General features: G+C 34.2%; 12 protein-coding genes. All 12 read right to left on the bottom strand.

The window, feature by feature from the left end:
- Positions 1-23: 23 nt before the first annotated feature.
- A complete protein-coding gene (locus DFQ10_RS03485) occupies positions 24-2597 on the bottom strand; it encodes a sulfatase-like hydrolase/transferase (RefSeq protein WP_115816020.1) in 2574 nt (857 codons plus the stop codon).
- A gap of 248 nt (positions 2598-2845) precedes the next feature.
- Positions 2846-4711 carry a sulfatase gene (locus DFQ10_RS03480; RefSeq protein ID WP_115816019.1) on the bottom strand — a complete coding sequence of 622 codons (1866 nt, stop codon included), beginning with the start codon at positions 4709-4711 and terminating at the stop codon, positions 2846-2848.
- 78 nt (positions 4712-4789) lie between these two features.
- Complete coding sequence (locus tag DFQ10_RS03475; RefSeq protein WP_115816018.1) at positions 4790-6373, bottom strand: sulfatase family protein; 1584 nt, start codon at positions 6371-6373, stop codon at positions 4790-4792.
- Positions 6374-6416: 43 nt separating this feature from the next.
- Positions 6417-8402 carry a T9SS type A sorting domain-containing protein gene (locus DFQ10_RS03470; RefSeq protein ID WP_115816017.1) on the bottom strand — a complete coding sequence of 662 codons (1986 nt, stop codon included), beginning with the start codon at positions 8400-8402 and terminating at the stop codon, positions 6417-6419.
- A gap of 313 nt (positions 8403-8715) precedes the next feature.
- Positions 8716-10389 (bottom strand): hypothetical protein, encoded by a 1674-nt coding sequence (locus tag DFQ10_RS03465; protein WP_115816016.1) that lies wholly within the window; start codon positions 10387-10389, stop codon positions 8716-8718.
- Positions 10390-10707: 318 nt separating this feature from the next.
- Positions 10708-11556 (bottom strand): histidine phosphatase family protein, encoded by an 849-nt coding sequence (locus DFQ10_RS03460; protein WP_181897565.1) that lies wholly within the window; start codon positions 11554-11556, stop codon positions 10708-10710.
- Positions 11557-11578: 22 nt separating this feature from the next.
- Positions 11579-13099 carry a sulfatase-like hydrolase/transferase gene (locus tag DFQ10_RS03455; RefSeq protein ID WP_115816014.1) on the bottom strand — a complete coding sequence of 507 codons (1521 nt, stop codon included), beginning with the start codon at positions 13097-13099 and terminating at the stop codon, positions 11579-11581.
- Positions 13100-13107: 8 nt separating this feature from the next.
- Positions 13108-15426, bottom strand: a complete 2319-nt coding sequence (locus DFQ10_RS03450; protein WP_115816013.1) for a glycosyl hydrolase family 95 catalytic domain-containing protein — start codon at positions 15424-15426, stop codon at positions 13108-13110.
- A 163-nt stretch (positions 15427-15589) separates the two neighbouring features.
- Positions 15590-16453 carry an alpha/beta hydrolase gene (locus DFQ10_RS03445; protein ID WP_220352407.1) on the bottom strand — a complete coding sequence of 288 codons (864 nt, stop codon included), beginning with the start codon at positions 16451-16453 and terminating at the stop codon, positions 15590-15592.
- Between the two features lie 121 nt (positions 16454-16574).
- Entirely contained in the window at positions 16575-19073 is a 2499-nt protein-coding gene (locus DFQ10_RS03440; protein WP_115816012.1) for a T9SS type A sorting domain-containing protein, read from the bottom strand.
- Positions 19074-19270: 197 nt separating this feature from the next.
- Positions 19271-20785: a sulfatase family protein gene (locus tag DFQ10_RS03435; protein WP_220352405.1), complete on the bottom strand. Its 1515-nt coding sequence runs from the start codon at positions 20783-20785 to the stop codon at positions 19271-19273.
- Positions 20786-20843: 58 nt separating this feature from the next.
- Positions 20844-21974: an alpha/beta hydrolase gene (locus DFQ10_RS03430; RefSeq protein ID WP_220352403.1), complete on the bottom strand. Its 1131-nt coding sequence runs from the start codon at positions 21972-21974 to the stop codon at positions 20844-20846.
- Positions 21975-21976 lie beyond the last annotated feature (2 nt).

Below are 21976 nucleotides of genomic sequence, written 5' to 3'. Positions count from 1 at the left end.
TAAAAAGTTGTAGTACGTGTTACTTATTCCTTAACTAATTTTAAAGTTGTTTTACTACCATCGGTATTAATCACTTGCAAAAAGTATAAGCCTGTTTTGAGACTTGATATATCTATATCTTGATACTGATTCTTAAATTCGAATGTTTTTGCTCCTTGTAAGTTATACAACACACCCGATTCTACTTCCTTTGAAAGACTAAATGTGCCTTTTACAGGATTAGGATATAACAAAAGTTTTTGAACGTTTAGATCCACCTCATCAACTCCTAAGAATTCGTCAATATGGAAGGTAAGATCATAAAGCCTAAATCTTGGTGTTGATCCATCAGAATTAGTAAGTGCTGTGGTTATAATTTCCATTTCTTGACTCACATTTGTAAATGTTATTGGAGTATTAAAGTCAAATTCTATATCAGCTGTAGTTGATGCACTAGTATAATTAAAACTTTGAGTATCACCACCAATGGTAACATCAAAACTAACAACATCATTTTCTTGTGATCTTATTCCAAATGTAATACTACTACACACCACAGATGTGCCAGTTGTAGATCTTACCATATATTTAGCACCATCTCCTCCGCCTTCTGTTCGCATTTGAAGATAGCTACCATTACCGTTTATTGTTGTTCCACCGATAAGTTCAGAAAACTCTGAAGCCGGATTAAAAGCCTGTACAAGGTCTGTATCATTAAGCGTAATACGATTTACAGAAGTTATAGCAAGTTCTTCAGATAATACTAAGAAATTATTTTCATCTCTTAAATTAAACACAATTCCAGAAGCATCATCAGGCACGTTTGCTGTTATTATATTATCGTTTATAGCGACAGCTTCAGCTTCAAACCATTCTTCATTTGGTTCGTTTTTTCTATACAATAAATGACCATAACTAATTGCTGCTTCACCTGAACTATTGGCTATGATTGCAGTTGCTACACCTGAATTTTCATCATAAGTTACTGCATTAATTGCAGGTACTAGAAGTTGATTAGGTAAAGGTGCATCAGGTTCTGAATAATCAGGGTTCCATGCTGGAAATCTTGCATCATTATCTACTAAATAGGCTTCCAGTGTATTGATCATATCTTGTTTTAATGTCTGATCCATCGTAGTTATAACATTTATAGTTTCCTCTACATCTACAAGATTATCTCCTCCATTATACAATTGATAGGCTTCGTAAGTATTGTCAACATACCTTTTATATATTTTGTAATTACCTCTCCTAATAGATGATTTAGACCTCTCATCAGAAGCATTTGGATAGTGCCAAAAAAGATCTGTTCTTTCTGTTGTTACACCATTTATTGTATGTTCTACTATAGTACTATTTCCTTTTAGTAAATCACTTAAATCTGCACCATCAAAATCGTCAGAAAGATTGCTAGCTATAGTTGTTCCTGTTAAAGATAAAATGGTTGGAAAAAAATCTAAACCATTAACAACATTGCTATATTCAGCTACTGGAATCTCTGGCCCAGTTACTATCATAGGCACACGAATACCACCTTCTCTAGAGCTTGTTTTCCCTAAATCTAAAGGGAAATTATCTGCTACAACTTCAAAACCATTAGCCGCATTATTTTGTTCTGAAGCTCCATTATCTGAAGAAAATATAATATATGTTGTTTCGAATAACGTTTTACCTGGATGTCTAGGATCGTTAGTTGCTTGTAAATAATCTACTAGCTTACCTAAACTCCAATCTACTGTTTGAACCATAGCTCCATAAAATGGATTATATTCTCCATCCGCAGTTAAAGGTGTCGTTTCAGTTGGTATACCATTTGGACCCACATCAGCTGGATCTATTTGACCAGAATTAACTAATGTTTGTGTTATAGCCTGTAACATTGGTAGATCTCTAGTTTGAATAGGAGTATGCACCAACCATGTAGCCATATATAAGAAAAATGGTTCACCAGATCCACCATTAGCAGCTACTCTATTCTCCATATACGCTACAGCTTCATCTGTAACAGAATCATATGGTATTCCATCAGCATCTAAAGGGTAATTTGGATCATTCCCACCAAAATTTGAAATATCATATCTATCACCCATATTTTGGTGCACACCTCTACTAGTAAATTCAGTGTTAAAACCTTGGTCTACAGCTACAGGAAAACCATTGGCTCCATCTACATGCCATTTACCAACATGGCCTGTATGATATCCATTTGCACTTAAAGCTTCTGCTATAGTATACTCATTAACATCTAATCTTTTTGGAAAATAAGGACCTATCATTTTACGATCAGCTTGTGAATTCCTTAATATAGGTAAGCCTCCACCAGATACTTGAGTTACTTTAGTTTTAATAGGGTGCCTGCCACTTAACATTGCTGCTCTAGATGGAGCACAAGTAGGTGCAGGAGAATAGGCTTGCGAAAACTTAGCTCCAGCAGCAGCTAAAGCTTCCATCTTAGGAGTTTCCCAAGGAACAGGGTCACCTAGGTTATTAAGGTTAGTATCTTGCCAACCTAAATCATCTACGTAAAAAATAACAATATTAGGCTTGTCTATAACTTGACCATATACTCTTGGAAATAAAAGTAAGCTGAACAAAAAAAGCAATGTAGTGTTTTTCATAGTAAATTTATTTTAGGTAAAAATAAGTCTTCTAATAAGTTATGAGTTTCTAATTTCAATCAAGACTTTACTCATTTCAACCTTTTTAGTTTAAAGCTAAGTTAATGTGATTAACCTACAACTATTTTTTATATGTAAACGTTTTCTGTGTATTGCTGAAAGAAAATTTATAGCTTAGACTTGCTAAAAAATAAAAAAGCACCAAAACATAATATGCTTTAGTGCTTTTTTATTCAACAAAATTTTAATTACTTAACAGCAATGGCTTTAGTTGCAAATATTTTAGTTGTTTTTTGGTAGCCTCCATCTGGATAACCGATTAAATAATTGTTTTCATCAATTAAATTAAAAACATAGTGCGTTGTGCCTTTTGGTAAAGTTACAGAAACATTATCATCTCTAAGATTCATAGGAACAGGAAACCAAATTTCGCCAGGTACACCACCATTTGTAGTGTATATCAGCTCTGCTTTTACCACCTTAGCACCATTATTCTTAAATTTTAACCATACATTTTTTCCATCAATGCCATGCTCAACAATAGTAGGCACTTTAGATTTATTAGGTAACGCAGATTTACTAGTTGGATTTAAATAAGGATATCTCGCATCTAATTTTTCTAGTCGTTCTGTTAACAAACGATCCATCTCTTTTGTTTTCTCTGGCATTTTAGTGGCTAGATTTTGAGATTCTTCAATATCAACACGTTTAGAACCGTTTTCATACAATTGATATAAGGCCAAATCGGTCTTTTCTTCAGTCGCTGTATATTCGCGTACAAGCTTAAAGTCTCCAATTCGTAATGTAGATTGCATGGCGCTGTTTGGAAAGTGCCACATCATGGTATTTCTTGGTTCTCCAGTTTCAGGATCTAAAACTAATTTGGCATCTGTTGGGTCTTTATCTAGTAATGTAGATAAATCAGCACCATCGAATATTTGATTTGCATCTTTTGGAGTGTTTGTCCAACTTAGTATCGTAGGGTAGAAATCCACACCATTTACCATAACATTAGATTCTGTATTTGCAGCAATATTTGGTCCTGTTATGATTAGTGGTACTCTTACACCACCTTCTTTTGCATTTATCTTTCCTTTGTCTAAAGGATAGTTGTCTGTAATAATTTCTTTTGTATGTTGTTCCATACCTCCATTATCAGAGGTAAAAATCACATAAGTATTTTCAATTAACATATGTCCTGGCCATCTTGGATCTTCTGTTTCTTCAAGGTATTTGATTAGTTGACCAGTATAATGATCTATCATTTCTACCATCGCAGCATAATAGGCATTTTTTTGACCCTTTTCGTCCCACATATCATTCTTTTTCGGGTACTCTAAACCTAATTTCTCATAGTATTTACGCAATAAAGCTTCACTTCGGGTCTGAATAGGCGTGTGTACTAATCGAGAGCAATAGTAAAGAAAAAATGGATCTTTTTTATTTTGGTCCATAAAATCAATACCATCTTGAGTGATATCATCAAAAGGAAAACCGTCCTCATCTAAAGTAAATGGATCTGAAGCATCTGTTGTTGCAAATCCCTTTGTACGATCGGTCATTCTTTTATGAGCACCAAAACCATGCTTTGAAAAATCGAATCCTTGATCTTTAGGTTCAGGATAGTCTGTTACAGCAATACCAACATGCCATTTTCCTGAGTGTCCTGTTTTGTAGCCATTTGATTTAAGCGATTCGGCAATCGTTACTTTAGAAATATCTAATGCACCTCTCATCCAAGGACTAATCAACGTAGATCCGTGATTAAAAGGTAATGGTGGATGACCACCTCTTACGCTAGTTCGTTCTAAACGCACTGGGTGTTGACCAGATAAGATAGCACCTCTAGAAGGTGAGCAAGTTGTTGCTGGAGAATACGCTTGCCAGAATAAAACTCCTTCTTTAGCTAATCGGTCTATGTTTGGAGTTTCAAATGGAGAAGGCTCGTCAATATCGTAACATTTTACATCTTGCCAACCTAAATCGTCAGTTAAGATTAATACTACATTTGGTTTTTTAGGTCGTTCTTTATCTAGCTCAATTGGCCCATTATTGCTACATGTAGCAGGCAAATTAAGAGAAAAAAGTAGTGAAAATAGAATTAGTTTAGACATTGTGTTTATGTAAAAAATTATTAGAATAGTTTATGTTGAACGTATTAGTTCAATAGGGCTTTTTTTTGATGGACGAATTTAGTTTTTCTTATTCTTTTTTTTGTTCTTATTTTTCTTCGTTTTGTTCTTCTTGTTCTTTTTTTCCTTTTTTGGTGATTGATCAGGCTTTCCAATTAAATAGGGCTTCTTATCTTCAGCCGTTGCATTTCTATCAAATAACACGGCGTATTTCTGATATAAATTATCCTTGGTTGCTTCTTTCTTTAATTTATCGAGTTGTTCATCGTAGATCGAACGCATTATTTGAAGCTGTTTTACCGCAGAAGGGTCGTTGACTTTGTTCGTCATCTCTAGACGATCTTTTCCTATATGATAAAGCTCTTCGGTTGTATCCATGTTATCATCTTCATAATTCCAGAAAATATATTTCCAATCTTTAGACACCACTCCCATGGCTTGTATTTCGTCATTGCCCCACATATTGGTAAGCGCAACAGTTTCACGTTTAAATTTCCTTGGCTTTTCTATCAACAAACGTAAATCTTCACCATCCATATTAGCCGGAGGTTCGATGCCTGCATATCTTAAAATGGTTGGAGCCATATCAATATTTGCCGTAATTTCTTCACGCCTCACTCCTCTTTCTTTGATAGGTGTTCTTGGATCATAAATAATTAAAGGTGATTTTGAAGCCTCTTCATATGGTAGAACTTTTCCTCCCATATTATGTGCACCACAACTATAACCGTTATCACTTGTAAATATGATAATGGTATTATCAGCAACTCCTTGTTCTTCTAACATTTTTCTAATCATTCCTAATGCATAATCAACACCATGGATTAATTGATTGTAATTTTTAATCGTTTCTTGGTAGCTTTCTTCAGAATCTCTCCAAAACGTGTAGCCTTTATACTGTCTTCCTGTTTTTGCTTGAGGTGCTATATGTGTTGCGTTTCCTGCACCATAATTCCCTGGCTTTTTATAGGTTTTTCCTTCGTAGACATAATCAAAATATTGGTCTGGAGAAAATGGCATATGAGGTGCTTTAAAACTGATAGACATAGCAAAGGGTTTGCCAGTTTGTTTCGCCTCAATAACAAAATCTTCAGCCCAAGCAGCATAAGCTCTTGTGCTATGCGGATATTTTTCAGCATATTTCGCCATATACTTGTTCTTTGATGTTTGGTAGCTTGTTTGCCCTAAGCCTCCTGCCCAATTATCAAAATCATCTATTGGTAAGGCATCCCAACTGTTATGTCTTGTACTATTGCCTTCATCAGAAACAGCCAAGCCAAATTTACCTGCAAACCCTGTATAATAGCCTTGCTCTCTTAGTAAAACAGGATAAGATTTAGCAAACTTCTCTTTTCTTAAAGGACCGTGATCAAAATTACAACCCGCTTTATATTCGTACATGCCTGTTAAAATAACAGCTCTACTTGCCATACAAATAGCGGTTGTGTTATAATGATTTTCAAACAAAACACCTTCTTTTGCTAATGTATCCATATTGGGTGTGACTACTTGGTCATTCCCATAACAACCCGTCGCAATATTGGTTTGATCATCTGACAAAAGAAATATGATGTTAGGTCTGTCTTGTGCAAAACTACTAGCTGTAATTGTGCAGATGATTAATGATAGAAATATTTTTTTCATAAACTTTTACGATTATTTTATATGAGTAGTTTGAGTTCTTTTTCTATTTAGATACTATTATTTTTCGAGTGATGCTATAATTATTACCATTGGACAGCTTTACAAAATAAATACCTGAATTTAAAGCAGACAAATCTAATTGTGTCGTTGTGGTTCCGTTATCCCATGTCTTGGTTATTACTTTAGTTCCTAAAACATTCACAACGGTTATGTAATTTTCTTCCATTGCTGTTCTTGTAATTGTTAACCGGTCAGTTACAGGATTTGGATAAAATTTAACATCGGATTTATTAATAAAATCATCTGAATTAGTGCTTAGTGTTTCTCCAACTAAGAAAGCTCCATCAGGTCTTACATAAGGCACACAATCTGTTATAGGAATAGATAAAAGTCTATCATTGATGGCTTTCATAATAAGCATTTCGTCAGGCATCATGTAACCTTTGTCATTAACATCATCTATGGTTGTTGCAAAAGTTACGCCAGCATTGGCTGTTACAAGTTTTTTGGCAAATCGATACCCATCTTCAATTCCAAATACGATAGGTTGCGAAGAGACATGCCATCGCTCTCTTACAGGAAACCAAGCGTGTTTTAATACCGTATTTCCCTCAAACATTGACCATGGATTGTCTACCATAGCAGGTATAGTGAATTCTTCATAAGCCCATGAGTTAGGAGGCGCTCCTTGACCTAATGGTGTAACATGGCCTTTGGTGAAATCTTGGTAAGTGCAATTTGCTTCAAACTTTATTACTTTATAATCTGTGTCGTCATCATCATTAAGACCATCGGAATCCACTCTAATGTTTACTCCGTTTTCATCTGTAAAATATAGTCCTTCAGGTTGTGCTCCCATTATTGCACTTGGATCCGCATCTCTAATCATTTGAACAAAATCTTCTAAATGTCCATCATCATTAAGTTCTGAAGTGGTATCCAACCAATAGCCATCGGCATAATCTTTAATTCTTAATATAAATCCCTGAATTAAATCTCTGTAAGCAAGGTATTCATTTCCTGCAAAGTTATTTGTATAATAAGTTACCCATGCAGCATGTGCTGTGTTAAAGTCTGCATTATCTGATTCGTCAGGTCCTAGTCTATCAAAATAATTAGTAGAGATGTATAAAATATTTTTCTTTCCTGCATCTTGAAATTTTTGAAGAACATCAAAAATTATGGCTTCATTTTCTAGAGATGGAACTAAAAGCTCGTCTATTTCTGTAGCGATATCAACATTTGGATTATCTCTTAATGTAAAATAATAGGACTTTGCAAAATTGGTGAGGTTAGTAATTACATGCCCTGTTGCAGGTAATTCATCAACAATTTCTTGTGCGCCTGCACTATAATCATAACCACCAGCAACCTCAGAATCTAAACGCTCTCCTCCATAAACTGGAAATGTAATTCCCCATGAACCTGATAGCCATGACGCTGGTTGTGAAGCGACATCTACAAATTGATCTGTTGTACCACTTATAGAATCGATGTAATATGTTGTTGCAGGAATGGATGTTGTACCATTAGCAAAACCTATTTTAATAAAATGATAACCATTGGCGTTTATAACTTCATTTGAAATTGAAGTACCGTTAAAGTTAAAGGTGAATGTTTCCCATTCTTGTCCAACTGTGAAATTGAGCTCTATTTCACTTTCCGAACTTACCGTAGGATGAGATAAATGCACACTTATTTTTGAGTTATTAGGTGTTAGTGATGCTGTTGGAATATCTATATAAGCCTTAAATGTTACAGCATATCCTGAAAAATCTGTTACTGGCTGGTACAAATCGAACTTTAGAAAAGCACTTAAGCCTTCCTCTCTATCAAATTTTGAAACAATAGGATTTATATTTATTCCTGTATCATCAGGATTTGTAACATCTGTAGAAAATGTGCCTGAGTCTGTACTTTCAAATTCAATTTGATAGGTATTTGTTTCATTTTCGTACCATAAAAATTGTGCATTAGCTAATTGAACGAAAAACATAAAAAAAAAGAAAACTGGTAGAGATTTATTCATTATTTATAAGTTAACGTTTCATTATTAAACCAAAGATATATCGTGAATAGGGATATCTCGTTTCTTAAAATAGTCAAATACTTGCTCTAAAACACCATTTGTATTTAACCAAAAGAACTTAGCTTTCTTTTACGGATACTTTATAGTGTTACCTGAAATCATTTAATTCTTAAGTGTGTCTTTTTCAACAATACTATAAAGTTTGTAATTGTAACGTATGAGGATATTTGTTTTAAACCAATAAAAAAGTCCTTAGTTAAAAATTTAACCAAGGACTTTTTATTGTCATGTCATCTAATTGTTCTAAGGATTCTTAATTTATATCATAAGTGATTGTATCGATATAAAATTCAAGACCATTATCTAAATTTGTAAAGTTATTACCTATCAATCTAATTTCTCCACTAATGATATCTGAGGTTAGGGCAGCACCTGCTGGTGTTCCTGTAAAATCAAATACCATAGTATGCCAATCAGCTTCGTTAGATTCAACAAAATTACCTTGTATTTGTTGTGAAGCATTTCCATCACTTAAATAGAATCTAATACGCTCACTACTATCAAAATTACTAATATCATTGAAACTAGGCCAGTACAGACGTACGGTTACTATTAAATTAGCATAATCAGCAAGTGTAACACCTTCTCCTTCGTTGAAATTAAAACCAAGGCTTTTATTTCCACTACCAGAAGTTGAACCTATAGTCCATTTTGTTACATTCGTAGCTTCTGCATCCGCAGCATCAGGGTTTGCTACTGTTGTTACAGAACAGTCAGTACAAGTCGTTGATAATTGTATATTCGTAATTGAATTGTCTACATCGAGCCAAGTGTTTTGTGTAGGCGTATTAGTATTACCATCTTTCTCTATAGTTACTTTCGCTAACCTAAAAATTGGGTTTGTTGTATTACCTTCAGTTAACATCTCATCCAATGTAATAGTCACAGTAAGCGGTGTGCCTGAAACAAGTGAAATCGTTGATGCAAATTCAAAATCGATAGCTGGAGCACTACCACCATTCTCTGTTGAAGTAGCCGCATAAGAAAAAGGTGTATCTGGATAACCTGTTACAGAAACTGTTCCAGTAACGCTACCTTTTGCTCTTTTTGCTAACTCTAAATTTAAAGTAGCATCAAATGCAGTAGTTGCATTTGTAGTTAAATCAAAAGTAAAAACTGCAGTGGCACCATCATCACTAGCATCTTCAGTACCAACACCTATAAAGCTATTGTTTTCAACGAGTATACCAGTACCACCTACGGTGATGATATCTTGATTAAGATCATCTTCATCTTCTTTTCCTACATTAAATGTTTGACTATCATCTCCTGCGTCATCAAATAATATTGCTGGGTTACCATCATCAATACCACCTCCACCAGTATAAGTTTCAGATTCTAATATGATTTGTACTACAAATCCTTCCATATTATCTATACTGTCAGAAATAAAGATGAACTTTCCAATGTTTTCGAAATTGAAAGAATACACACCGTTTTCTTCCCCATTAGTTGCTTCTATAAGCGTCTCCGCTGTGTAAGGCCAGTTATTTCCGTCAGCGTCTTTAATATTAAGGGTAGGATGTTTCGTTTTTAATACTCCAAATGCATATTGTAAATTTTCCTCAAGGACACGTGGATAATTCGTTGTATAATCTTCGTATGCGTCAGAATATAAATATACTTTGTCTATAATGTCTGTTGTTGTGTTTACGCCAAACCCTATTCCCTCAGATAAATATTGCCATCTTACTATACCATCTGCTTCTGCAGTTATCTCTTCTGGTTCTCCGTGAAAAGCTTCTAATTCTACTGAAGTATCTACACCTATTTCTATACCTTCTACGGTTTTGAAATCTACTGTACCAAATTCATTCATACCAAATGTATTTGATTCTGGTATCACTACTGGGTCATAGTCAGGATCATTTGAACAGGATATGCTAAACAATAAGAGAATAGCTGAAATATACTTGATAGTTTTCATAACGTTTAAATTAGAATTAATATTTTAACAAATATCTTATACTTATGCAAAAAAACGATTCTTTATTCTATCAAATGCTTGCTCTTTTTATGCATAAGTAAGATCTAGTCGTTAAATAGCATGTTAAATCATAGTTTATAGTCTTTAGCTGATCCAATATTTAGAAGGTTTGATTTGGACTTCTCGAGTTTTTAATAAAAAAATCAGACACACTAAGTACTTAAACTGAGTCTACCAACTTAACAACTATTTTATCAATAATAGGTTTTGATTCATTTTCTGAAGTATTCTTAATTTTAAGTTCAACTTCAAACCCTATTATTCTGGAAAAGGAACATCGTTAAACATCTTTAATTTAAAGGTACCATCATCTTGTTGTTCTACCATCCAAACACCTGTATTTGTTATTTGAGGAAAATGATTTAAAGGATTTTTTGTTAGCATTCTTAAAATAGCTGCTCCGCTGCTTCCATGTCCGGATAAAAGTATCGTTTTATGAGATGTACTGCGATTCTCAATTAATTCTAAAACATGATCGATAATTACCTTCGCCATCGCATTTTCTTTTGCACTCTCGGAATGATCTCTAGGGAAACGCATTTTCTTAAATTCATTCAAGCCATCTTTACGCAACGTAAAATATGGTTCTTCTTCCGGAAGTAAAGTGATAGCGTCTCCAGCGCCTAATATTTTATCAGTTGCTGTATGTTCTGGTAAATCTGGTGCGATAATAAGTTTTGTGGCATAGATTTCTGCAAGTTCTGGCCAAATCTCTGCCTTTATTTTTGATTCTTCTAAATAGGGCAATACTGTATTTTTACAACGCCACGCAGGACTGGTTGCTACAAAATCGAAATTAAACCGCATTAATTTTTTAGATACTCTAGATTGTTGCATAATTCCTTTTGGCGTAAAAGCACTATGATCACCAACATAAGCAGGCCATTCGCTTTCAGGATATATTCCCCATTCTTTTTTAACATTGTGTCCGCCTTCAGCATGTCTTATATAGTAAATCCTAAGCTTTGATTTAGTAGAATCTTTACTCTGAATTATTTCTGAATTACTAGAAGAATGATGCACGGAATTCACATTGTTCTCTGAAATTAGAATTCCCAAAAACAAGATTCCCATGATGATAGGAAATGATAGTAATAGCTTTTTCATGGGTTGTGATATAAGTGTTAAACTAGTTAAGTTCTGATACCAAGATTTTACATCGTTCTCTGTATGCATTTAAAATGTCGATGTAATCTTTATTCCCAACTAAGTTATTCTGTTCCTTTGGGTCGTTTATAATGTCAAACAACTCTTCGTAAATCGGTTGTTCATCCGTTTCAATGGTTTGTTCCGGAATGTATTTATTTCGGTCGTTCGCTTTACTAAACGAACGAATGTATTTAAACTGTTTACTTCGTACTCCTTCTTGTCTAGGATAACCTTGATCTGTAAATAAGTTTTCTAAAAAGATGTCTTCTCTCCAGTTTTCATTTTTACCATCAATTAGTGGTAGCATACTTTTTCCTTGATAGGATTCTGGTACTTTTACTCCGCACATTTCTAAAATAGTGGCAGGAATATCTTGTCCGACTACCAATTCATCAACAACTTTACCTTTGGTTTTATCCTTGAAAAATGGCGAATACACAATCATTGGTACATGTACAGATTCATCATATAAAATAGTTTTACCTCCTAAGCCGTGTTCACCTAAAAACAATCCGTTGTCAGAACAAAAGACGATAATGGTATTGTCTGCTTCGCCAATTTCTTTTAAATAGGCACGTAGATCTCCTAGCATGAGATCGATGGCATACACTGCACGATCCATTTTTAGTTTTTCATTTAATAATTTTCCTTTATTAGACGTGACATAATATTTCATCAAATCTGATGTCGCGTACACATCCTCAGGCAAAGTAATAGCTTGCGGATAGCCATCAGGTAACTCGATGTTATGTTTTACATCGTCATATTTTGTTTTGTAATAGTCTGGATCTTCTGGCTTAGAACCCATACCTCCAATGCTAGAGGCATGCGGAAGATTAAAATTAATCCATGCTGAAAAAGGCTTGCTAGGATCTCTTTTCTTAAGTTGATTTTTAATAGATTCATCCGCATTTTCATAGAAGTACTTGTAGTCATCACCTTGTGATAAATAAGCTTTTGTCGCTTCTAATAAACCTTCAACCTGAGTTTTGTTTTTTAGATTATCAAACTGCTTGTGCTTTTTGGCTGGATAAAAGCCTAAATGCCCATTACCATAATAACTAAAATCGGTATTTTCGACCAAAGGTGTATCCTTTTTGTCTCCAATTTTAGTGTGATGTTTTCCAATAAAAGCAGTAGAATATCCTGCTTTTCTTAATTGTGCTTGCCAACTGTTTTGGAAGGTTTCTTCGGAAATTACATGCTTAGAAACATTAGTGAAGCCAATTTTGTTTCTGCGTTCCCATTGTGCTGTAAAGATGTTCGCTCTACTTGGTCCGCAAATAGGACTAGTAATATAAGCGTTGTTAAAAAAGACACCCTCTTTAGCCAACTGATCTATATGCGGTGTTTCAGTTACAGGATCACCCGTCATACTTAAAGAATTGAACCTTTGATCATCCGAAAACACGAAAATGATATTCGGTTTCTTTGATTGCTTTTGTGCAGTGCATGATGCAAAAGAAGCAAGTATAAATAGGCAGTAGAATAATATTTTCATATGTTTTTTTAATAAGAACTGTAATAGTCATGACCTGGTAGACGTTTTGTTTTCTCTCCATAACCGAATAGATTTTGCTCTGCTTCCGATTTTGGTAATTCTTTTATGCTTAAATCTGTTTTCTTTAAAGACTTTGACGTAATAATAACCGACTCATCTTTCTTTAAATTGATGTTATAAGAACCATCGTCTAACTTTTTTACAGAAATAGATTTTCCATTGATATAAAATTGAGGGTTTTCAAAATCAACTTGAACAATACATGCATTGCCTTTTAAACTTTTTACAGATACAAATTCTGTGTTTCCATCTATTTTTTTAGCACTCACTAAAAAAGCACCTTGTGTTCTTAAATCATGAAAAGCAACGTCTTTCCATTTTTTAGGACTCGCAGGAAACACACGAATTTTTCCGCCCCAACTTTGCAACATCATATCGTGTACGCTTGTTGCAAAAGACAACGGACTTTCAATAACTGGATTAATTTTTCCTTCGGAATACATGGTAGTTGATGAAATATTTTTATGCTTAATTAAGAAATCGAGATAATAATAGGCTTTTTCGGCATCGCCTAAATTAGCATACATGGAAGACGCTCCAGTTGCCGTGTAACCCGTTACTGGCATGGCTTTAATTTTTTTGCCACTATTAAACGTAACATCTAACCAATGGTCTAAAGACGTGCGTAGTAGTTTTTTGTCTTCTTCTTTTTCAGGTGTAATCACCATTAAAGGATAAAAAGCGAGTAGATGCGAATAATGTCTATGTGGATTGGCAAAAGGTCTATCTTTTCCTACCATAAGACCATTGTCATCAATTTGAAAATCCACTAAATTATCTAATAAGTGTCTCCATTCTTTTTTAAGAGGATCATTTATCTGATGCTTTTCATCAATATCGATTAATGTTTGGCAACTCCAACGAATTAAGGCTAACGTGAAATTAATATCTTGACCACGACCAGGTTTGTATTCTGGTGACCAACTGTATTTAATATGAATTTTGCCGTCTTTGGCGTCTACAGGATTCTCTTTGATATAATTTAGGTAACTATTCACTGTCTTTTTTAAGATAGGAAATAATTTATCTCGCATACGAATATCATCGCCTTCAAACTGGCAATGCAACCAATAATCATTTAAAATCCAAGCTAACATATCTGGTACTTTTGCACCATTAAAAGCGATTAGATCTTGAGGCATTAAAGCGGCAACAGCGGCACTGTTTTTCCAATGTTTAGGGACATTGTCTTCAAGGTTTTTCGAATATTTATCAATGTTATTTGGTAAGGATTCTCCAATAGACATTCTATTTGCGGTTAAATGTGTCCAATAGATGAGTTGCACATTTAAATCTCCCCAAACCATTGGCCAAAAGGTTCTATTATACCAAGGTCCCATTAAATCTAAAATCGGTCCGTTTCCTCTAGACGCAGAGCCTAGTTTATACATTTGTATCCAATAGAATGATTCTTTTTCTGCATCATTGATGGTTAAAAAACTTAAAGGATAATACTCATGCCACCATTTTTGATGGGTAGATATAAAGTTGTCGTCCTTAATAAGAACTTCAGCTGTTTCTAAATTTTTAGTCACAATTTCTAATGAATTGTGATCTGGATAACAATGGTGTACACTTGCTACTAATTGTTGTTTTCCGGAAGGATTACCTGTTATTTTATAACCTGTAGTAGTTTCTCCTCTATTGTCGTACAATGGTTGGTAACAAAAATTGAAACCATTTTTCTCACTAAATGTTGGTTTGGGTGCCATTTCTAAATTTACAGCTCTCATTTTATCCCAAGTGCCGCCTTTTGGACCGCCTCCGCTTTTCAACACTTCATAAACTGGAGGAATAGGTTCTTCGGCATGCCAAGTAATTTCTATGGCTTCATCTTTTGTATCGGTTTCAAAATAGATGATATCATTGGCGCTATGGGTAAGACCTTTTATTTTATAACTTCCTTTAGACGTTTTTATAGTGCCTATTAATTCGGCATTCCATAAATCTAAACGCATGTCAACACCTGTAATCTTTCCTTTAGATTTCAACTTAAAATGGCCTAGTGGTAATCTGCTGCGTTTTATCCAAAGCATTTCATCAGCTTTTGTTTCTGCTTCTCTGTGATCGTAATAATCATGTCGACCAATATGTAACGAAATCACATTGTCTTTTTCTTCTGGGCTTTGATACAATAAAAATCCAACATTGCCATTTCCTGAATAAGGGGCGGTTTGCCATTTATCTGGAACGATATCCCAAAGCATATCATGTTTTGATAAAAAGGACTCGTAATCGACTTTAAAATCGACATTTTGCCCTTGCATTATCTGCGCGAAGCAAAACATAAATAACAAATACGATAACGGCGATTTAATTAGTCTATATAAGTTCATTATTAAGGTATATAATATTAAATATAAAGATAGAACACTACCTTATAAGGTGTTTTCTCTATTCGTTCAAATGATTGCTGAATATAAGCATTGTTTATTCTACAACTTTGAAATTGTGTTTTTTAAGAAATTCTAGGGATAAATTCATGGTTTTATTGAAAATTTCATCCGTTTTTCTTTTGCGAAAATAAGAGCCGTTAAAAAAGCCATGGCCTTTACCTTCAAAAGGAACTAATTCGCATGTGTTTCCGACTTCATTCATTAATTTGGTAAACCGTTCTACATTTTCAAAAGGAACGGTTTGGTCTGCAGTTCCATGGAATATTAATATTAGTGGAATGCCTTCTACAACATGATGACTTGGTGAAATTTCTGTTTTTCTGTTTTTTCCTACTTTCGCTATACCATAACCTTTTTCTGTTGTATCAATGACTGGGTTGAAAAGAATCATGGCATTTGGAATAGAACTAATTTTTAAATCTTCATCTACTTCGTCAAAACCTTTTATAACACCTGTGCACGCTGCTACATGTCCACCTGCAGAGCCACCTGAAGCTATAATTTTATTGGGATCAATTCCTAGTGCATCCGCATGTGCTCTTAGCCAACGTATGGCAGATTTACCATCCGTTACAGATTCAAAAGGGGTTGTTTTATGCTTACCACGAACTCTATATTCTGCCGAAACTGCTAAATAACCATTATCAGCAAAAAATCGCGCTTGTTGATAGAATTGCCTTGGATGACCTCCAACCCAACCGCCTCCAAAAAAGAATACGATTACGGGACGTTTGTCTGAAATGCTATGACCAGAAGGCTTAAAAACTTTCATTTTTAAGTCGCCTTCCTTTGTCATTTTATAATTAAACGTTGAGTCTGGTTCAAAAGTTACCTGTCCTTGAACGAATAATGTCAATTGAAACATTAATAGTATAATAAGTGATTGAAAAAACTTCATATAGTTATTAATTTATTTAAAATCAAACAAATAACCTGAGTTATAAATAAGACAAATATGCTTATTTATAACTCAGGTTAAGGCTATTAAAATGAATTTTTGGTATTAGTATAAAACTGATTTATTTTTTAACGAACCTAAGTACTTCTTTATTCCCATCGCTATAATTGGTTAAAAGTATATAAAATCCAGCTTTAAGATTAGAAACATCGAAGCTACTTTGACTATCAGAAAATTCTAATAATTTTTTACCTGCTATGTTGTAAATAGATATAGATTGAAACGCTTTAGATAGTTTAAAAGAACTTGTTACAGGGTTTGGATATATCTTAAGTGGTGCGTCCTGTTCCAATTGAGATTCATCAATAAAAATGAGTTTAGTAGACGAGTTTTCAGAGTTATTGCTAGCTCTTGCTGATGTTGTGATATGTTGATTGATTGCTCCTTTTACATTATCAACATAATATGTTGTAGTTGCTCCAGAAGAATCTCCATTAGCAAATCCGATTGCCATTTGATTATATCCGTCAGGATATGTGCCTTGAGCACTAAAATCAAACTCTAGATTCTCCCAAGTTTGCCCAGTGGATAGGGTTAGTTGTTCGTAGATTCTTGTATTTAAAGTGGTATTAAAAAGAAAAACTCGAATCCTAGTATCTACACTTACTGGATTGGCTATATCAACAAAAGCATCTAAAGATATTTTAAGGGAAGTGAGGTCTGTAATTGGGTTGGGTAAATCAAAGTAGATTCTACCCGTTTTACCGCCATCTCTTACGAATTTAGCAACGGTATTACTAGTGTTGTTTCCTGTTTGAAAAGGGTTAGAAAAATCTTCTATGGTTGTACCATGTAATGTGCTTTCAACTGAAATATAATCTGTTATAGTGTTGTCGTTATTTTCATACCAAGGATATATTTGTTCTTCTCCAACAAGAAAAGCACCTACAGGACGCACATATTGTGATGCAGCTGCATTGGCTACTAATTGTTGATCTACAAATTTCAATACCGTTTCTTCATCTTCCATGGTGGTTCCATCTGTATCTGTTGTGGTTGAAAATGTAACGGCTCCTCCAGCATCTGTAATATTTTTTACAAATCGGTATGCTTGTTCACCTTCATACATTAAATCAGATCTTTCACTAGACCAAGTTGATCTTATAGGTAAGAATAAATGTTTTACTGCTAGCTTAGAACCATCATATGATGTTGTAGGTGATGCTTGAATATCTGGAACAGTAAATTCTTCATAGGCCCAAGAGTTTGGTGGCGCACCTTGTCCTAAAGGTGTAATGTGTCCAGCTGTCATATCTGACCAAGGATCTTTAACTGTCAACTTTATAATTTTATAATCAGTTTCATCTATGTCCTCAACTTCATCAGTATCAACCATTAAAAAATCACCATTACTATCTGTAAAATAATCTTTATCATAGTTGGCAGAAATCAGTGCATCCGGATCTACATTACGAATCATTTGTACAAATTCGGCTCTGTCTGTATCATTACCCGGATAACTATTAAAAGCATCTATCCAATAGCCATCTACTCCAAGTTCTTCAAAACGTTTTATATAACCTTCACAGAAATTCATCCATGCCGCATGTTCGTCATTATAGAAATACTGAGCCACATAGTCATTCCATGATTGAGCTCCTGTTGCTGACGCTCTATTTGCAGGACTCATTCCGTTTAAATACAAAATCACTTTTTTATTTGCACTTTTAAACGCATTGATTACATCAATAATAACTTGTTCATTCGCTATGCTTGGTACAAATTCTTCATCAATAATAGAATTCGGAACTCCCATTACAGCATCTACATTTTCATTTGTTCTTAATGTCCATAAAAATGATTTTGCATTGTTAGTCGCATTTGTTATAACATGTCCCATAGAAGGATAACTGCTTATTATTTCTTGAGCTCCTGCTACATAATCATAACCATCATTAACATAATCATCCAAAGTTTCACCTGCTCTAACATACAAACGAGCTCCCCAAGACCCTTGAAGAGATACTGGAACCGTATTTACAAATGTTTGATCTGTTGTACCATAAATTTGATCTATAAAATAGGTTGTTTTTTTTCTTGAAAATATTCCATTTCCATAGCCAATGTACATTTGATTATAACCTCCACTTTCTAATCCACTTGTTGTGAAATCACTAGCATTAAAAACAAAAGTAAAATTCTCCCAATCACTCGCAACTGTAAAATCTATTTGTTTGTATATCTGATCTCCAGTCGTTGTGTTTTTTAAATACAGACGCAATCGTTTAGGACTAGATGATAATTTATTTTGTCTAACATTTATATAGCCTTTAAGACTTACTGTATATGTTAAAGCTGTTTCTATTGGGTTCTCTAGTTCAAAATTAGTATAACCTTCAGTTGCATATGCTTGTCTAACAAATTTAGAACATATTGTATTTGTATTTTCACCGTTAATGTCTGGATTAGTTTCATTTGTAGTAAAAACACCATAACTGCTGTTAGTGAGTAAAATATCCTCAGTTTCTGTTATGTTTTCATACCATAAATACTGTGCTTGAGTTTTGTTAAAAAATAAAAAAAGCGTCAGGACGAAAAAAATGTGTTTTAATTTTAGCATAGTATAAATATTTAGTTGATTAGTGTTGCTAACAAAGCTTCAATTTATATCTATACAGTCCATGTTCATTTCGGTCTTTTATTTGCTTTTTTTACCCATTTGTTAAAAATAATATGAAAATTAGTAGCGTATAATCCAAAATTATTTAGACATTCATATTTAGTCACTATAACTACCATTTATAATCTACGGTCTATTTAGTTCTTCTTTTTAGACTTTTTCTTATTTTTATTAGCTCTAGTTTTCCATAAAATGATTTTATCCACATCATTTTCAGCAAATTCGCCCTTGGTGCTTCTTCCTGTTTTGATATCTAATTCTAATTGCTTTAAAAGTTGTTCTGCAATTTCAGGACGTTTTTCATATAAATTTTCAGTTTCCGCAGGATCATTTTCCATATCATATAACTGCGCAATAGGCATATCTGATGCTTCTCTTTCTCTTGGTGAAGACCAACCTCCAGAACCTTTAGCGAGTAACAATTTCCATTTTCCTAAGCGATAAGCAAAATGACCACTTATAGAATGATGTATAACTCCTGCTCGAGTACTATTGATATCTTCTCCATGTAAAGCGGGTAAAAAACTGACACTGTCTTCTCCACTTTTACTAGGAACAGCAACATCAGAAATTTCAGAAAACGTAGCGAAAATATCGGTTAAACAAATGAGCTGATCACTCGTTGTGTTGGGTTTTACTTTATTCGGCCATTTTACAATAAAAGGAATACGATGCCCTCCATCCCATAAATCTGATTTTGAACCACGATATCCTGCGCTTACGATGTGACCTTTTTTCTCTAAATCTGGTATATTTGCCGCTTTAGATGTACCATTATCACTGGTGAATATAACCAATGTGTTTTCTGATAATCCATTCGTTTTAAGTGCCTCAGTTATAGCTCCGACAGTAGCATCCGTTTGCATTACAAAATCGGCATAATCACCAAGACCACTTTTACCTTGCCATTCTTTTGAAGGTACAATTGGTGTATGTGGCGACCCTAAAGGCACATATAAGAAAAACGGTTTTCCATCTTTATTTTTGGCCTGTTGATTTATGTATTCTACAGATTCATGTGTTAATCTTGGTAACATGTTAATTTCATCATCATAAAGCACAACTTTGTCATTAACAATAACCGCTTTCATATCTTTAGCATGGTGGAATCCATGATAATAATCAAACCCACGATGTATTGGTCCATCAGGTATTGTAGAGCCAACAGGTGGCAAATGGTTTTTAGATTTTTTAGCGATTGGAGTATTTGAAACCGAATCCAAATACTGAAAATTAAGATGCCATTTTCCAATAATTGCTGTATGATAGCCTTGATCTCTAAGGAAGTTTGCAATTGTTGGACGATCTTCTGCAATTAGGTTTGGAGCAAAGCCTTGAACAACACCACTTTGCAGTTTTGTTCGCCAGCTATAACGCCCTGTCATAATACCATAGCGTGTTGGTGTACAAACTGACGAGCCAGAATGCGCATCTGTAAATGTCATGCCTTCCTTAGTCAGTTGATCGATGTGAGGTGTTTTTATTTTACTGGTTTCTGGTGCTAAACTTTGCACATCACCATAGCCTAAATCATCACATACAATAAACACGATATTTGTTTTCTTTGAACTGTTTTGGGCGTGAGAAGACCATGTAAAGACACCTAAAAACATTAAGATTAGTCTGGCTGTATTAATTTTTAAAGTATTCATGTTTATATTAATTTATTTGTGTTCTTTTTTTATTAATCATTTTATAATAGTACTCCGTTTATTCTATATGAGATACTAAATAATCGACTGTCGTTTTAATTATTTCTTCTCGCGTAGGATTTATATCAGCTCCTACTCTTCTCCAATTATGACCTGCGTTTTTAACAATTACTGTTGTTACAGGAGCACCAATTTGAGTTGCTTTTTCTTTCATGTAGTAGGCATGATTTACTGGAATCGTTATGTCTTTATCCCCTTGAATCATTAATAAAGGTGCACTATTCTTATGTAAATAATTAATAGGACTCATTTCTCTATAAAGCGCTAGTTTTTCCTTTGGTTTGGTATTTGGTTTTGTTATTCTAGGGCCAAATCTATCTTTTGAAACCAGACTATCATCATGATTAAACAAACTTATATCTTCGAAATCGCAAGGACCGTACCAAGATACTCCAGCGACCATTTTATAGGTGTATGACGCTAAACTAGGATCGCCAATTAGCGTTTCTGGCGCACTTAATAAGAGCATCTGTGAGATTTGACCTCCAGCAGAATCCCCAAAAGAGAAAAACCGATTGGGATCTATTCCTAATGTTTCATTATGTTTAGATAGATAACGCATGGCATCTTTACTATCTATTACACAATCTCTCATAGATGTTCCTCCTCCGTTTTCCCATAGTCTATAACTTACAGATACCACACAAAAGCCTTTTTCTAAAAGCGCTGTATGCACCGTATTAAAAGACGCATTGGCCGCACCATGTCTGCTTCCTGCAGTCCAACCGCCACCATGTGTGTAAATGACTACAGGTAACTTTTGATCTACTTTTCTGTCTTTTGGATAGTAAATATCAAGATATAAATTTTCTTCTTTGGTTTCTTTGTATAAAACGTTCAATTTTCTTTCACCTCCTGTGTTTAAATAGGGGATTTGAAGTGCTGAGAATTCTTCATAACTCACTTGATTGTCGGCATTCTTATCCAATCGTTTTAATGGTTTCCATCTACGTTTGTTTTCATGTTCTGAAAATTGACCATCCTTGTTTGTATCTAATTTATCCCAATTTTTTTTGATGTACATCTCACGATATGCTCCGTTTGATTGATCATCGGTTTGGGAATTTCCAATTATATAAAATAAAATCACAAATGATACTGCTAATACAATCTTCAATCTTACTTTCATCG

This window comes from Winogradskyella eximia (genome assembly GCF_003386165.1).
Classification (GTDB): Bacteria; Bacteroidota; Bacteroidia; order Flavobacteriales; family Flavobacteriaceae; genus Winogradskyella; species Winogradskyella eximia.
The sequence above is the reverse complement of the archived record's forward strand: the minus strand, read 5'-3'. Positions and strand labels throughout refer to the sequence as shown.